The 14361-nt window shown below is 71.1% G+C and carries 13 protein-coding genes; 8 read left to right on the top strand and 5 right to left on the bottom strand.

Annotated elements, in window-relative coordinates; translation table 11 throughout:
- Positions 1 to 99: 99 nt before the first annotated feature.
- The 3 genes from mqnE (at position 100) to ABZU25_RS02000 (ending at position 2109) form a co-directional block, all read left to right on the top strand.
- Positions 100 to 1269: an aminofutalosine synthase MqnE gene (gene mqnE, locus ABZU25_RS02010; protein WP_355027431.1), complete on the top strand. Its 1170-nt coding sequence runs from the start codon at positions 100 to 102 to the stop codon at positions 1267 to 1269.
- 23 nt (positions 1270 to 1292) lie between these two features.
- A complete protein-coding gene (locus ABZU25_RS02005) occupies positions 1293 to 1730 on the top strand; it encodes a hypothetical protein (RefSeq protein ID WP_355027430.1) in 438 nt (145 codons plus the stop codon).
- Positions 1731 to 1803: 73 nt separating this feature from the next.
- Complete coding sequence (locus tag ABZU25_RS02000) at positions 1804 to 2109, top strand: DUF4229 domain-containing protein (RefSeq protein ID WP_355027429.1); 306 nt, start codon at positions 1804 to 1806, stop codon at positions 2107 to 2109.
- A gap of 64 nt (positions 2110 to 2173) precedes the next feature.
- On the opposite strand, the gene ABZU25_RS01995 is transcribed toward ABZU25_RS02000, so the two are convergent.
- A complete protein-coding gene (locus ABZU25_RS01995) occupies positions 2174 to 3511 on the bottom strand; it encodes a C39 family peptidase (protein ID WP_355027428.1) in 1338 nt (445 codons plus the stop codon).
- Positions 3512 to 3722: 211 nt separating this feature from the next.
- Between ABZU25_RS01995 and ABZU25_RS01990 the strand changes: the two genes are divergently transcribed.
- The 4 genes from ABZU25_RS01990 to ABZU25_RS01975 all read left to right on the top strand — a co-directional run bounded on the left by ABZU25_RS01990 (position 3723) and on the right by ABZU25_RS01975 (position 8958).
- Entirely contained in the window at positions 3723 to 5600 is a 1878-nt protein-coding gene (locus tag ABZU25_RS01990) for a M14 family zinc carboxypeptidase (protein WP_355027427.1), read from the top strand.
- Between the two features lie 355 nt (positions 5601 to 5955).
- Positions 5956 to 6885, top strand: a complete 930-nt coding sequence (locus ABZU25_RS01985; protein WP_355027426.1) for an ABC transporter substrate-binding protein — start codon at positions 5956 to 5958, stop codon at positions 6883 to 6885.
- A 208-nt stretch (positions 6886 to 7093) separates the two neighbouring features.
- Positions 7094 to 8122 (top strand): iron ABC transporter permease, encoded by a 1029-nt coding sequence (locus ABZU25_RS01980; protein WP_355027464.1) that lies wholly within the window; start codon positions 7094 to 7096, stop codon positions 8120 to 8122.
- The gene (locus ABZU25_RS01975) at positions 8119 to 8958 is read left to right on the top strand and encodes an ABC transporter ATP-binding protein (RefSeq protein ID WP_355027425.1); all 840 of its coding nucleotides are present in this window, start codon (positions 8119 to 8121) and stop codon (positions 8956 to 8958) included. Before ABZU25_RS01980 ends, ABZU25_RS01975 begins: the two co-directional genes overlap by 4 nt.
- 75 nt (positions 8959 to 9033) lie before the next feature.
- Here ABZU25_RS01975 and ABZU25_RS01970 read toward each other — a convergent pair whose 3' ends face one another.
- The 3 genes from ABZU25_RS01970 to ABZU25_RS01960 all read right to left on the bottom strand — a co-directional run bounded on the left by ABZU25_RS01970 (position 9034) and on the right by ABZU25_RS01960 (position 11584).
- Positions 9034 to 9798: a VOC family protein gene (locus ABZU25_RS01970; RefSeq protein WP_355027424.1), complete on the bottom strand. Its 765-nt coding sequence runs from the start codon at positions 9796 to 9798 to the stop codon at positions 9034 to 9036.
- 96 nt (positions 9799 to 9894) lie between these two features.
- The gene (locus ABZU25_RS01965) at positions 9895 to 10632 is read right to left on the bottom strand and encodes an ABC transporter permease (protein ID WP_355027423.1); all 738 of its coding nucleotides are present in this window, start codon (positions 10630 to 10632) and stop codon (positions 9895 to 9897) included.
- A gap of 10 nt (positions 10633 to 10642) precedes the next feature.
- Positions 10643 to 11584 carry an ABC transporter ATP-binding protein gene (locus tag ABZU25_RS01960; RefSeq protein WP_355027422.1) on the bottom strand — a complete coding sequence of 314 codons (942 nt, stop codon included), beginning with the start codon at positions 11582 to 11584 and terminating at the stop codon, positions 10643 to 10645.
- 329 nt (positions 11585 to 11913) lie between these two features.
- On the opposite strand from ABZU25_RS01960, the gene ABZU25_RS01955 reads away from it, so the two are divergent.
- Positions 11914 to 12525 (top strand): hypothetical protein, encoded by a 612-nt coding sequence (locus tag ABZU25_RS01955; RefSeq protein WP_355027421.1) that lies wholly within the window; start codon positions 11914 to 11916, stop codon positions 12523 to 12525.
- Here ABZU25_RS01955 and ABZU25_RS01950 read toward each other — a convergent pair.
- Entirely contained in the window at positions 12514 to 14283 is a 1770-nt protein-coding gene (locus ABZU25_RS01950) for an AAA family ATPase (protein WP_355027463.1), read from the bottom strand. The genes ABZU25_RS01955 and ABZU25_RS01950 overlap by 12 nt on opposite strands.
- Positions 14284 to 14361: the final 78 nt, after the last annotated feature.

Raw genomic sequence — 14361 nt, 5'->3', positions numbered from 1 at the left:
GAGAGTCTGGTGAAGTGGGTCGCTGTCACCGACCGTGCCGCCGGGGTGGTCGGCCCCTCGACGTACGCTCGATCCGACCGCAGGTGGAAGGGACGTGCCATGGACGCCGGACTCAAGCGTGAGCTCGAAGCGAAGGTGTACGCCGGTGAGCGGCTGACCCGCGAGGACGGGGTCGCCCTCTACGAGAGCGACGACCTGACCTGGTTGGGGCGGCTCGCCCACCACCGGCGCACCGAGCTCAACGGCGACCGGGTGATGTTCAACGTCAACCGGCACCTCAATCTGACGAACGTCTGCTCGGCGTCCTGTGCGTACTGCTCGTTCCAGCGCAAGCCGGGCGAGAAGGACGCGTACACGATGCGCATCGACGAGGCGGTCCGCAAGGCCAAGGAGATGGAGGATGAGCAGCTCACCGAGTTGCACATCGTCAACGGCCTGCACCCCACGCTGCCCTGGCGTTACTACCCGAAGGTGCTGCGTGAGCTGAAGGCGGCGCTGCCGAACGTCAAGCTCAAGTGCTTCACGGCGACCGAGGTGCAGTGGTTCGAGAAGATCAGCGGCCTGAGCGCCGACGAGATCCTCGACGAGCTGATGGACGCCGGCCTGGAGTCGCTGACCGGCGGTGGCGCGGAGATCTTCGACTGGGAGGTCCGCCAGCACATCGTGGACCACGCCTGCCACTGGGAAGACTGGTCGCGCATCCACGCCCTGGCGCACGGCAAGGGCATGAAGACCCCGGCCACGATGCTGTACGGCCACATCGAGGAGCCCCGGCACCGGGTCGACCACGTGCTGCGGCTGCGGGAGTTGCAGGACGAGACGGGTGGCTTCGCGGTCTTCATCCCGCTGCGCTACCAGCACGACTTCGTGGACTCGGCGGACGGCAAGATCCGTAACCGGATCCAGGCGCGTACCACGATGGCCTCGCCGGCCGAGTCGCTGAAGACGTTCGCCGTCTCCCGGCTGCTCTTCGACAACGTGCCGCACGTGAAGAACTTCTGGGTGATGCACGGGCTGTCGGTGGCCCAGCTCTCGCTCAACTTCGGCGTGGACGACCTGGACGGCTCGGTCGTCGAATACAAGATCACGCACGACGCCGACTCGTACGGCACCCCGAACACCATGCACCGCGAGGACCTGCTGCACCTGATCTGGGACGCCGGTTTCCAGCCGGTGGAGCGGGACACGCGCTACAACGTGGTGCGCGAGTACGACAAGGCCCCGTCGCTGGCCGAGCGTCGCGCCGAGCCGCAGCAGGTCTGGGCCTGAGCCGCCACGTACCCTCGCAGTCGATGACCGAGCAGAGTGGTTCCGAGCAGCAGGGCGGGTTTCCCCGCCGGGACGCCGAGGGGCGCGTTCGTACCCTGGGCGATCTGCTCGGGGTGTGCCTGGCCGGTCTGGTGATCGGTGCGCTGGCGTTGGTGCTGTTCGACTGGGCGTTCGCCTCGATCGGCGCCGGCGACTTCGGGCACACGAACGGTTGGCTGGCCGTGATCCTGCCGGCCTGGCTGTTCTGGGACGATTTCCGGGCCTGGGAGTTCGGCGCGGCCCGGGTGGTGGCAGCGGTGGTCGCCGCCGCCGTCGGGGTGGTCGTCGGGCTGCTGATCGCCGGTCTGGGCGCCGGCCTGCCGACGTTGCTCTCCGGGACGTTGGCGGCGGGGGCGTTCACTGTGGCGTACGCGATGATCTGGTTCCCGGGCGTGCGCTGGTTGACCCGCCGGACCGGCTGACCGGGACCGCCCGCCGGGCGGATCGACTTTCCCGCCGGCACCGGCGGGCGACGGAGAGAACGGAGTGGTGCAGGTGAGCGCCGCGCTCAAGTACACGCTGGGCCGGATCGGGCTGTTCGTCGCCGTGCTGGCGGGCCTCTGGCTGATCGACATGAACGTGTTCCTGAAGCTGATGTTGGCGTTGGTCTTCTCCGCCGCGCTCTCCTTCTTCCTGCTCCGCGGCTGGCGCGACGAGCTGGCGGGGGAGATGGCCGACGCCACCGAGCGTCGCCGGACGGAGAAGGAACGCCTCCGCTCCGCCCTGGCCGGCGAAGACAACCCGAACCCCGACGCCAACCCACCCACCCGCCCCACCGAAGGCCCGGACACCGCGCGTTGATCAAGAGGTTCGCGTCACCGAGAGCCGATCCGGTGACGCGAACCTCTTGATCACCCGAGTTGGGTCACCAGTTGGTGGAGTTGGGGACCTTGGGCCAAGGCTTGTTGAGCGGCTTGATCAGGTACGCGATGCCGCCGGAGCCGCCGGAGACGCCCCCGCTGGCGTTGGTGCGCTTGGTCCGCAGCCAGATCTGCTCGAACTGCGCGCGCTTGTAGACGTTGCGCACCACCTCGTTGCTGGACGAGGCCGGGTCGTTGACGATCACGTCGCCGTCGGCGGTGAAGCCGACCACCACGAAGAGGTGCCCGGAGGTGCCGTAGTTCGCCCCGTCCAGCTCACTGGCGAGGAAGGACTGGCTGGTCACGACGGGGATGCCGGCGGCGATGAAACGCTCCAGCTCGTCCAGTGAGTGCAGCCGGGTCACCCGCCCCTCCAAGCCGGGGAAGCTGGCCGCGTACGCGGTGTTGAACGGCCAGTTGCCGGCCCCGTCGTACGCGTAGTCGAAGACCATCCGGGCGGCGTGGTTGACCGTCGGGTCCGGGTAGGTCGGGTCCACCCAGGAGGTGTCGGCCGTCGACGGCTTGCGACCCCAGTACTCGACCACCATCTCGGTGGAGGTGGGCGAGCACCACGCCTCGCCGCCGCCGTCGTACTCGGGGTAGTGCCCGGCGTGCACGTTCTGCGAGTAGCGCGGCACCGGCAGCTCGACGCCCCAGGCGATGTGCCCGGCGCTCGGCGGCACTGTGAAGCGGTCCGGCACTGTCGAACTCATCGCGCCGACCATCCGGACCACCGGCGCGGCGGTCTGCCCGGGTGCCCGGTAGAGGGTCAGCCGGAGCTGGTAGGACCGCAGCAGCACCCCGACGGTGGCGTCGTCGATGCTGAAGGTGTCGGTCCAGATCGTCGACCAGGGGTCGCCCTGCGGTTCGACGCTGGTCCGCTTGATGTCGGTGTCGCCGGACGCCCAGCGACCCATGACGTACCACGGGGTCTGGTCACCGCTGGTGTAGCTGCCCTGCATCTCCACCTGGATCCAGGTGCCGGCGGGGGTCTCCGCGTTCCACGAGGCGATCAGTTCGGTGGCGTCGAACCCGATCCGGGTCACCGGTGAGGTCCAGGTGCCGTACTCCCAGGTGCGGGTGTTGCCGGTGTGTGGGTCGGCGTACTCGGTGGTGCCGGCCGGGCGGGCCAGGGTGAGGCCCGCTCGGGCGCCGGGCACCACGCGGGTGCCGGCCCGGCTGCCGCGGTGCCAGTCGGCGGGCCCGGACCAGTCCTGGAAGGTGATCTGCTCGTCGTGACCGACGGCGGGTGGTCGGCCTGCCATCGCGGGCGCGGTGGTGGCGAGCAGGGTGAGCGCGGTGACGCCGGCGAGGGCGCCCGCGCGCATGCGGGATCTGGCCATGAGGGCTCCGCGGTGTCGAGAGGGGCATCGTCGCAGGTCAGTCTTCCGCTCGGAAAGAAGTTTCGCCAGACGTTGACGGATGGAAAATCATTGCCGCCGTGATGATCCACCTGGGATGGACCAGGTAACGATCAATATTGATATGACCATGTGACAGATGGTGAAGTGTCCTTCACCGAGCGGGATCTCCCGCCCATCGAGGAGGTAGTCCATGGCCCTCCGCACGCCCATCCCCCTCCGCCGCGTCCTGGTGCTCGCCGTCGTCACCGGACTCGGCATCGTCACCGTCGCCGCAGGTCCGGTCGCCGCCCGACCCGCGCCGGACCGCACCACCGAGCCGGCCGCCGCCAGCTACCGGGTGCTCGGGCCCCGGACTCTCGCCGACCGCAACGCGGTGGCCCGCACCGGAGCCGCCATCGACTACTCCGAACACGGAGTCCTGCACATCTCGGCTACCGCCGGTGAGGCCGCCGCGATCGGCAAGCTCGGCTTCCGGCTCGAACCGCTCGCCCCACCGCCCAACGCCGAGCGCGGCGCCGGCGAGATCGGCACCATGGCCTTCCCGCCCGCCGACTCCAACTACCACGACTACGCGGAACTGACAGCCGTCGTGAACCAGGTCGTCGCCGACCACCCGGCGATCGCCCGCAAGATCAGCATCGGTTCGTCGTACGAGGGTCGCGACCTGATGGCGGTGAAGATCTCCGACAACGTCGGCACCGACGAGAGCGAGCCGGAGATCCTGTTCAACTCCCAGCAGCACGCCCGCGAGCACCTGACCGTCGAGATGGCGATCTACCTGCTCAACCTCTTCACCGACAGCTATGGCAACGACTCCCGGATCAGCAACATCGTCAACAGCCGCGAGATCTGGATCGTGCCGACGGTCAACCCGGACGGCAGCGAATACGACATCGCCACCGGGTCGTACCGGTCCTGGCGCAAGAACCGGCAGCCCAACAGCGGTTCGTCGAACGTCGGCACCGACCTGAACCGCAACTGGGGCTACAACTGGGGCTGCTGCGGCGGCTCGTCCAGCAGCACCTCGTCGGAGACCTACCGCGGTCCGTCGGCGTTCTCCGCCCCCGAGACGCAGGCGCTGCGCAACTTCGTCAACGGCCGGGTGGTCGGCGGCGTGCAGCAGATCAAGGCGAACATCGACTTCCACACGTACTCGCAGCTGGTGCTCTGGCCGTACGGCTACACCACAGCTAACACCGCGACCGGGATGAGCGCGGACCAGTACAACACCTTCGCCACCATCGGTCAGCAGATGGCGGCCACCAACAGCTACACCCCGGAGCAGTCCAGCGACCTCTACATCACCGACGGGGACAGCCTCGACTGGATGTGGGCCACCCACAACATCTGGGCGTACACCTTCGAGATGTACCCCGGCTCGTCCGGCGGCGGCGGCTTCTACCCGCCCGACGAGGTGATCTCGGCGCAGACCACCCGTAACCGGGAGGCCGTGCTGCTGCTCAGTGAGTACGCCGACTGTCCGTACCGGGCCATCGGCAAGCAGTCGCAGTACTGCGGCGGTGGTGGCGGCACCACGGTCTGGTCGGACACCTTCGAGACCGCCACCGGGTGGACCATCAACCCGGCCGGCACCGACACCGCCACCCTCGGCGCCTGGGAACGGGGTGCCGCCCAGGCGACCACGTCCTCCGGCGCCAAGCAGCTCACCCCGTACGCCGGATCCAACGATCTGGTCACCGGCCGGCTCGCCGGCTCGGCGGCGGGTGACTACGACCTCGACGGTGGGGTGACCAGCGCCCGGTCCCCGGCGGTGACCCTGCCGTCGTCCGGCACGCTGACCCTCTCGCTGGCCTGGTACCTGGCACACGGGTCGAACGCCTCCTCGGCGGACTACCTGCGGGTGAGCGTGGTGCACAACGGCGGCACGACAGCGCTGCTCAGCCAGGCCGGCGCGGCGGCCAACCGTAACGGGAGCTGGGCGGTGGCCAACCTCAACCTCAGCCCGTACGCCGGCCAGTCGGTCCGCATCCTCGTCGAGGCGGCGGATGCCTCCGGAGCCAGCCTCGTGGAGGCCGCTGTGGACAACGTCACCATCACGTCCTCCTGATCGGGTGGGGCCCCGTCCCGCCCCCGACGGGGCCCCACCACCCGCTCCCGAGCCTCCAGATCCGGGACATATGCCTCCCTGTGGCTGCCAGGTCGATCGACAAACAGTGATCGGTCCTTGATCGATCCGGCACGTCCCGGCAGTGCGCTACCGTCTTAGCGACCAGTCCGCAGCGAAGCCGGTGCGAAACCCGGCGCTGTCCCGCAACTGTGATGCCCCACCAGCCGGTGGGGACGAGCCAGGTCGCCTACGGATCGGTCGCGATACGCGCTCTCGAGGAAGGGCGCCTCGTGGGCGGGCGTACGAAAGTCCCTGTCGGCGAAGCACCACACTCCTCGACCGACAGGAGGCCCCCATGTTCAGACGTACCCCTCGGCTCTTCGCCGCGACCCTCGCGGTCGCCGCGCTCGCCCTCGGCGCCTGCGCCGAGAAGGCCGACGACAAGCCCAGTGCCGGCACCGCGGCCGCCGCGTACCCGGTCACGGTCGGCGCGCTCACTCTCGACAAGCGCCCCGAGAAGATCGTCGCGCTGTCGCCCACCGCCACCGAGATGCTCTTCGCGATCGGCGCCGGCCCGCAGGTGACCGCAGTCGACGACCAGTCGAACTACCCGGCCGACGCGCCGAAGACCGACCTCTCCGCCTTCCAGCCGAACGCCGAGGCGATCGCCGGTAAGAACCCGGACCTCGTGGTGCTCTCCGACGACCGCAACAAGATCGTCGACCAGCTCAAAACGCTGAAGATCCCGGTCTACCTGACCCCGGCGGCGACCACGCTCGACGACTCGTACCGGCAGATCACCGAGCTGGGCACGCTGACCGGGCACGCCGACCAGGCCACCGACGTCGCCACCCGGATGAAGGACGACATCGCCAAGCTGGTCAAGGACCTGCCGCAGCGTGCCGAGAAGCTCACCTACTTCCACGAGCTGGGCCCGGAGCTGTACAGCGCGACAAGCAACACCTTCATCGGCTCGCTCTACAGCCAGGTCGGTCTGACCAACATCGCCGACCCGGCCGACGCGGACGGCAAGAACGCCGGCTACCCGCAGCTGTCCCAGGAGTTCATCGTCAAGGCCAACCCGGACTTCGTCTTCCTGGCCGACGCCAAGTGCTGCCAGCAGAACGCCGACACGGTAAAGGCTCGCAGTGGCTGGGCCGGCCTCACCGCGGTCAAGAACAACCAGGTGGTCGCGCTGGACGACGACGTCGCCTCCCGGTGGGGGCCGCGCGTCGTGGACCTGCTCCGGGTGATCATCGACGCGGTCGCCAAGGTGCCCGCGTGACCGTCGCCGGTAAGTGAACGGGTCACGACAGGTGTCCGAACCGGTACCAACCAATCGGCCGGCCGATACCCCACCCGCGGGCTCACCCGCTGCGGCGTCGTCCGTGGCGCGGCCGGCTGGGCAGCTGTCCGTGGCGCGGCCCGCTGAGCAGCAGGCGGTGGCGCGGCCCGCTGAGCAGCTGTCCGTGGCCCGGCCTGCCGGGCTGCGGATGCGCTGGTTGGTCGCCGGGGTGTTCGCGGTGCTCGTCGCGCTCGTCGTCGGGGTGTCGCTCGGCCCGGTGAGCCTGCCCCCGGGCAGCGTCGCCGCCGAGCTGCTCAACCTGATCCCGGGCGTGCACCTCGACAGCGGGCTGACCGAGCGGGAGATCGCGATCGTCACCGAGCTGCGGCTGCCCCGGGTGGTGCTGGGCCTGCTCGTCGGTGGCCTGCTCGCCATGGCCGGCGGGTGCTACCAGGGTGTGTTCCGTAACCCGCTGGCCGACCCGTATTTGCTCGGTGTGGCAGCGGGCGCCGGCCTCGCGGTCACCGCGGCGATCGCCCTCGGCGGCGCCGGCCGGCAGGGTGCGATCTCCGGGCTGCCGATGACCATCCCGCTGGCCGCGTTCGCCGGATCGCTGCTAGCTGTCACGATGACGTACGTGCTCGGCGCGGCCGGCGGGCGAGGCGGCTCGCCCGCGATGCTGATCCTGGCCGGGGTGGCGGTCTCCGCGTTCCTCTCCGCCGGGCAGACGTACCTGCTGCAACGACACTCCGACAGCATCCAGCCGGTCTACTCCTGGCTGCTCGGTCGGCTGGCCACCGCCGGTTGGCACGACGTGCTGCTGGTGTTGCCGTACGCCGCGCTGACCACCGTGGTGGTGCTGCTGCACCGCCGCGAGCTGGACGTCCTCGCGGTCGGCGACGACGAGGCGCGGAGTCTGGGCCTGCACCCGCAGCGCACCCGGTACCTGCTGATCGCCGCCGCCTCCCTGGGCACCGCGGCGGCGGTCTCCGCGACCGGCCTGATCGGCTTCGTCGGCATCATCGTGCCGCACACCGTCCGGCTGCTCGCCGGATCGAGCTACCGGGTGATCCTGCCGATGTCGCTGCTGTTCGGCGGCGCGTTCCTGGCGCTTACCGACGTGGTGGCCCGCACCGCCGCCGCCCCCTCCGAGGTGCCGATCGGAGTGGTGACCGCCCTGCTGGGCGGCCCGTTCTTCGTGCTCGTGTTGCGAACCGCCCGCCGGGCGCTCACATGAGTCCCGAACCCACCGCTGGTCCGTCCGCTGGCGCTCGGTCGGCCGACGGCGTCGTGCCGGCCGTCGAGGTACGCGGGCTGCACGTCAGCCTGGACGGCACGCCGATCCTGACCGGCGTCGACCTCACCGTCGCCGTCGGCGAATGGGTCACCGTGATCGGCCCGAACGGCGCCGGCAAGTCGACACTGCTGCGCGCCGTCGGCGGCCTGCTGCCCGCGCCGGGGGCGATCACCCTGTTCGGTACGGCGAGCGCCGCGCTGCGCCGCCGGGACCGCGCCCGGGTGGTGGCCACTGTGGCGCAGTCCCCGGTGGTACCGCCCGGCATGTCGGTGCTGGACTACGTGCTGCTCGGGCGCACCCCGTACATCCCGGCGCTGGGCCGGGAGTCGACTGCCGACGTCGACGCCGTGTACGACGTGCTGCGGCGGTTGAACCTCACCGGCTTCCAGCGCCGCGAACTGGCCACCCTCTCCGGGGGTGAACGGCAGCGGGTGTTCCTCGCCCGCGCGCTCGCCCAGGGCGCGACGCTGCTGCTGCTCGACGAGCCGACCAGCGCGCTCGACATCGGTCACCAGCAGGAGGTGCTGGAGCTGGTCGACCAGCTGCGCCGCGAGCACGGCCTGACCGTCCTCGCCACGATGCACGACCTCTCCCTGGCCGGCGAGTACGCCGACCGGATGGTCATGCTCGCCAGCGGTCAGGTGGTGGCCGCCGGAACCCCGGCCGAGGTGCTGACCGAGCACCTGCTCGCCACTCACTACCGGGCCAGCGTGCGGGTCGTCCCCGGCGCCCACGGCCCACTGGTGGTCCCGGTGCGCCCCCGCGCCGACCGGTAACACCGGCCGGCACCCCACGTCCAGGATCCGGCGCGATCGTGGCGGGTCGCGGGCGGTGCGCGAGGCCGGTCCGGGTCAGGGGCCCAGGTCGATGACGGAGAAGAGGGCGCCCTGGGGGTCGCGGAGTGCCGCGAACCGGCCTGCCGGGATGTCGCGGGGTGGGACGAGAATCGTCCCGCCCAGCTCGGCGGCGCGGGCCGCGGCGGCGTCGGCGTCGGTAACCGCGAAGTACACAGTCCAGTACGCGGGCAGGTCGGCCGGGAAGTCGTCGGCCAGCGGCGGCATCATCCCGGCGACGATCTGCGTCCCGAGCCGCCACCCGGTGTACGTCATCCCGCCCACCGCCTGGTCGTCGGGCTGCCAGCCGAACACCAGCTCGTAGAAGACCTTCGCGCCCTCGGGGTCGGGGGTGACCAGCTCGTTCCAGCTCATCGCGCCCGGCACGTTGAACACCTCGGCGCCGGGCATCGCCAGCGGCTGCCAGACGCTGAACGTGGCGCCCGCCGGGTCGGCGAAGACCGCCATCCAGCCTCGGTCGAAGACCTCGAACGGCGGCACCACCACCTGACCGCCGGCCCGTTCGACCCGGCCGGCGACCAGTTCGGCGTCGTCGGTGGCGAGGTACGTCGACCAGATGGGCACCTGGTCCGGGATCGCTGGCGGCCCGGCCCCGGCCACCGGTTTGCCGTCGAGCAGGAAGACCGTGTAGCCGCCCGCCTCGGGCTCCGGGGTGACCCGGCCGGTCCAACCGAACAGCTCGGGGTAGAAGCGCCGCGCGTCGGTCAGGTCCGGGGTGGCCAGGTCGGCCCAGCAGGGCGTGCCCGGCGGGACGGTGCTCACTGTCAACTACCCCTCTCGGCCCGGGCGGCCACGTCGACCCCCTGCCGGAATCCTGGCACCGTCCCGCTGCGGCGCGGGGCGGAAACGGACGAATCGTCAGCTGAACCGGCGACCCTCGTCCCGTCGGTAGGCCCAGCCAGCGAGCGCGGCGAGCAGCACCACCCAGACGCCGAGCATGATCAGTGCCAGCGGCTCGACGGCGTAGTCACCGACCGCCGACCACATCAGTTCGGCAGCGCCCCGGGTGGGCAGGAACGGTGCGATCGTCTCGATGAACCCGGGCGCGTCTCCCGGCGCGGAGAGCAGCCCGCCGCCGAACGCGAGCGGCAGGAAGACCACCTGGGCCACCACGATCGCGGCCTTGCTCGGCAGCGAGTAACCGATGGCCAACCCCATCAGCGTGAACGGCACCGAGATGACGGCCACCGTGACGGCGGTCAGCAGGAACGCCGCCGGGGTGACCCGGGCCGCGGTGAGCGTCGCGCCGATGACCACGACCGGGATCAGTGAGAGGTACGTCAGCGCCAGGCCGGCCAGCACCCGGCCCGCGAAGCGGGGTGCCGACCCGGCCGGCAGGGTCCGGGTGTACGGGTTCCACGGCTGGTCGCGGTCCTCCGCGACGCCGACCCCGTACTGGAAGATGTTGGCACTCATCACCGAGAAGGTGATCATCGACGCGGTGGCGAAGGTGGCGCCGGCCGGGTCGTCGCCGGCGAACGGCACCACGAAGAAGATCATGGCGGCGGCCGGGAAGAAAGCGCTGCCGAAGACGGCCACCGGGATCCGGATGATCTCCAGGAGTTGGTAGCGGGCGTGGACCAGGGCAAGCTGCACGGTGGCCTCCTCAGGCGGTGGTGGATCGGCCGCCGGCAGCGGCGGTGGCGGGCCGGTCTCCGCTGGCGGGCTGGTCCCCGCCGGGCGCGTCCCCGCTGGTGATGGCGAGGAACGCCTCCTCCAGCGAGGTCGGGCGTACCTCCAGGTCGCTGAAGGGGGTCCGGGCCGTGACCAACGCGCGGACCAACTCGTCGGCGTCGGTGGTGAGCAGGTGCAGCCGCCCGTCGATCCGTTCACTGCGAACGACCCCGGGCAGGTCGGGGAGTCCGTCGGTGACCAGGCTGACCCGGCGTACGCCGACGATGCCACGCACCGCGTCCACTGTGTCGTCGGCGAGCACCCGGCCCTGCCCGATGACGACCACCCGGTGTGCCAGCGCCTCCACCTCCTCCAGGTAGTGGCTGCTCAACAGCACGGTGCCGCCGTCGGCGTGGAACGCGCGGATCGCCTCCCACAGGGTGTGCCGGGCGGCCACGTCCAGCCCGGTGGTCGGTTCGTCGAGGAGCACCAGGCGGGGTCGGCCAACGAACGCCAGCGCCACCGCCAACCGACGGCGCTGCCCACCGGAGAGCCCACCGGTCTGCCGTCGGGCGAGATCGCCCAGGCCGAAGCGGTCGAGCAACTCCCCGCGCGGCACCGGGTCCGGGTAGTGCGCCGAGACGAAGTCGACGACCTCGCCGACCCGCAGTGTGGCCGGCAGGCCGGTCTCCTGCGGGGTGACCCCGATCTGCCGGCGGCTCGCCGGGTTGCGTGGGTCGTGGCCAAACAGCTCGACCCGCCCGGACGTGGGGCGGCGCAGGCCGACCAGCAGGTTCATCAGGGTGCTCTTGCCGGCGCCGTTCGGCCCGAGCAGGCCGACCAGCTCACCGGCCCGGACTTCCAGGTCGACGCGGTCGAGGGCGAGGACGTCGCCGTACCGGCGGCTGGCCTGGTCGGCGCGGACGAGGGTCATGGCTGCTCCTTCGGCGGGATGGGGTCGAGCAGGCCGCGGACCGTTTCGTCGTACTCCTCGAACGCCAGCCGGCCCCGCGGCTGCTCCGGGTTCCCGCAACGAACCCTATGACGCACCGTCAAAGCTCGGTGACCCCGACATCGCGGGCGGGGTCACCGGTCGCGTGGGCAGTGCCTATGGTGGGAGCGGTTGCGGCCGACCCGTCGCACCGGACACAGAGGAGGGTTCGTGTCGAGCCCGAACAGCGAGCTGGAAGTCCAGCCGGATGCCCTGACGGTGTTCGCCACGGCTTCCCGAGACCGGGCGGCGGGCTTCCGCGGGCTGCGCCGATGACGCTCGACGAGAGTCACGCACGGTACGTCGAGGGGCTCACCCGACTGCTACCCGCCGACGAGCGGGTGCGTGCGGTGGCCCGGGTCCGGGTGGGTGGAGGTCTGGCCCCGGCGGCGCCCCCGCAGCCGGCGGCGCCCCCTGCCCCCGGCGGGCCGGGCTTACTGGGTGTCCTGCTCAACGTGCTCTCGCCGAACATCACAGTCGGCCGGGCCGACAACGCCGTCGACTGGCTCTTCTTCGGGGTCGGAGGTCGAGGCGAACCGGGTTCGCGGGCGTCTCTGCTGCACCATGCCCTGACCGTGGCGACGAAGGGTTCCGGCCTCCGGGACATCGTGCTGGCTGTCACCGACGAGCGGTTGCTGCTCGGCGCGACAGCGCCGGTCGGCCTGCTCTCCAGCTCGGCGGCGGACGAACGGGCCCAGGCCGACGTCGAACTGCTCGGGTCGGCGCCGCGCACGACAGTGGCCGCCCGGGTCGGCCGGTACCGGTTGAACTGGAAGCGGCTGCGACTCGACTTCGCCGACGGGTCGTGGCTGTCGTTCCATGTGCCGCTGGCTGACTCCGGCCGCTCCCTGCGGGAGGTCGCGACGGCCGTGTCAGCCGGCTGAGCCGCCGACGAGCGGGGCGGGCAGCGGCTCGCGGTGCAGCACCGCCAGCCGGGACACCGCCCGGGTGAGTACCACGTACAGCCGGTGCAGCCCGCGCGGCTCGGCCGCGACGATCGCGGCCGGCTCGACCACCACCACATGGTCGTACTCCAGGCCCTTGACCAGCGTCGCGGGTACCACAGTAACCCGCTCCGCGGCCGCCACGTCGTCGGCGGTCGCGGTCGCGACACCGGCGGCGGCCAGCGCCGCGCGCAGTCCGTCGACCGCGTCGTCGGCGGCGATCACACCCACCGAGCCGTCGTGCGCGAGCGCCGCCCGCACCTCGGCCACCGTCTCCGCGACCAGGTCGGTCACGGTACGCACGTCCAGCCCGCCGTCGTGGCGCAGCGACTCGGCCGGCGGTACGTCCACAGCGAGTGCCGGAAGCAGCAGGTTCGCGAACGCGACCACCGCGGCGGGCACCCGGAAACCCACAGTCAACGGGACCACCACAGCGTCCGGCTTGCCCAGGTGGGCGAGGGACTCCCGCCAGTCCGTCGCCGCCCACGGCGCGGTGCCCTGGGCGAGGTCACCGAGGAGAGTGACCGAGCCGTGTTCGCTGCGCCGGGCAATGGCCCGACACTGCATCGGGGAGAGGTCCTGCGCCTCGTCCACCACCACGTGCCCAAAACCGGAGGGCCGTTCCAGCAGCCCGGCCGCCTCGTCGAGCAGCACCACGTCGGCGGCGGTCCAACGGGTCGCCTTCGCGGTACGGGCCGGCTTCACCCAGCTGAGCAGCGCCTGCTCGGTGTCACTGAGCAGCCCGTCCGCCGCGGTGGCGAGCCGGCGCGGGTCGGAGAGCAGGCCGAACACCAGCCCTTCCGGGGTGAGCGCCGGCCAGACCGCGTCCAGGAAGTCGATCACCGGCCGGCAGCGGCCCATCCGGCGCAACCAGGCGTCGCTTGGCGACTCCGCCCGCCGCGCCTCGGCCTGCCGTTGCAGCAGGCTCACCACTCGCGCGCGGACCCGCTCCCGACCCGTGCCGTACGGCAGCCCTTCCCGGCGGGTCTCCTCGACGATCCGGTGCAACGGCTCCAGCCCGATCCGCCACCGGAACGAACCGTCCGACACCGTGATCGGTTCGGTCGGCGTGCCGATCTGTGCCCGCACCGCGCGTTGCAACACACGCGCCATCCGTACGTCGTGCTTGAGCACGGCGACCGCCGGTGCCTCGACCGCCCGGACCGGCACCCGGGCAATCAACTCCTCCACAGTGGCCTGTTCGACCTCGACCTCACCGAGCGCCGGCAACACCGCCGCGATGTACGACATGAAGGCCCTGTTCGGCCCGACGATCAGCACACCCGCCCGCCGCAGCCGCTCCCGGTGCAGATAGAGCAGGTACGCGGCCCGGTGCAGGCCGACAGCCGTCTTCCCGGTGCCCGGCGCTCCCTGCACACAGATCGAGTCGGCAAGGTCGGCCCTGACCAGTTCGTCCTGCTCCGGCTGAATCGTGGCGACGATGTCCCGCATCGGCCCGACCCGTGGCCGCTCGATCTCGGCGGTGAGGATCCGACTGTTCGTGCCAAGCTCTTCGCCCCGATCGAGACGCTCATCCTCAAAGCTGGTCAGCACCCCGTTGCTGAACCCGAACCGTCGCCGGACCGCTACTCCCTGCGGATCCCGCGCGCTGGCCTGGTAGAACGACCGGGATACAGGCGCCCGCCAGTCCAGCACCAACGGCTCACCGCGGTCGTCGGCGACATGCCGCCGCCCCACGTGATACCGCCGACCGTCATGATCAAAGCTGCGCGCAGCCGCGCCGGGATTCCCGTCGCTGCTCCTGCCCCCGGTGCT

The organism is Micromonospora sp. NPDC005215 (assembly GCF_040607915.1).
GTDB lineage: Bacteria > Actinomycetota > Actinomycetes > Mycobacteriales > Micromonosporaceae > Micromonospora.
Note: the sequence above shows the minus strand (reverse complement) of the source record. Positions and strands in the feature narration are given on the sequence as shown.

Coding starts and splice junctions, on each gene's coding strand:
- mqnE (WP_355027431.1), top strand. CDS start 100: ATGGACGCCGGACTCAAGCGTGAGCTCGAAGCGAAGGTGTACGCCGGT.
- ABZU25_RS02005 (WP_355027430.1), top strand. CDS start 1,293: ATGACCGAGCAGAGTGGTTCCGAGCAGCAGGGCGGGTTTCCCCGCCGG.
- ABZU25_RS01995 (WP_355027428.1), bottom strand. CDS start 3,511: ATGGCCAGATCCCGCATGCGCGCGGGCGCCCTCGCCGGCGTCACCGCG.
- ABZU25_RS01990 (WP_355027427.1), top strand. CDS start 3,723: ATGGCCCTCCGCACGCCCATCCCCCTCCGCCGCGTCCTGGTGCTCGCC.
- ABZU25_RS01985 (WP_355027426.1), top strand. CDS start 5,956: ATGTTCAGACGTACCCCTCGGCTCTTCGCCGCGACCCTCGCGGTCGCC.
- ABZU25_RS01980 (WP_355027464.1), top strand. CDS start 7,094: ATGCGCTGGTTGGTCGCCGGGGTGTTCGCGGTGCTCGTCGCGCTCGTC.
- ABZU25_RS01975 (WP_355027425.1), top strand. CDS start 8,119: ATGAGTCCCGAACCCACCGCTGGTCCGTCCGCTGGCGCTCGGTCGGCC.
- ABZU25_RS01960 (WP_355027422.1), bottom strand. CDS start 11,584: ATGACCCTCGTCCGCGCCGACCAGGCCAGCCGCCGGTACGGCGACGTC.
- ABZU25_RS01955 (WP_355027421.1), top strand. CDS start 11,914: ATGACGCTCGACGAGAGTCACGCACGGTACGTCGAGGGGCTCACCCGA.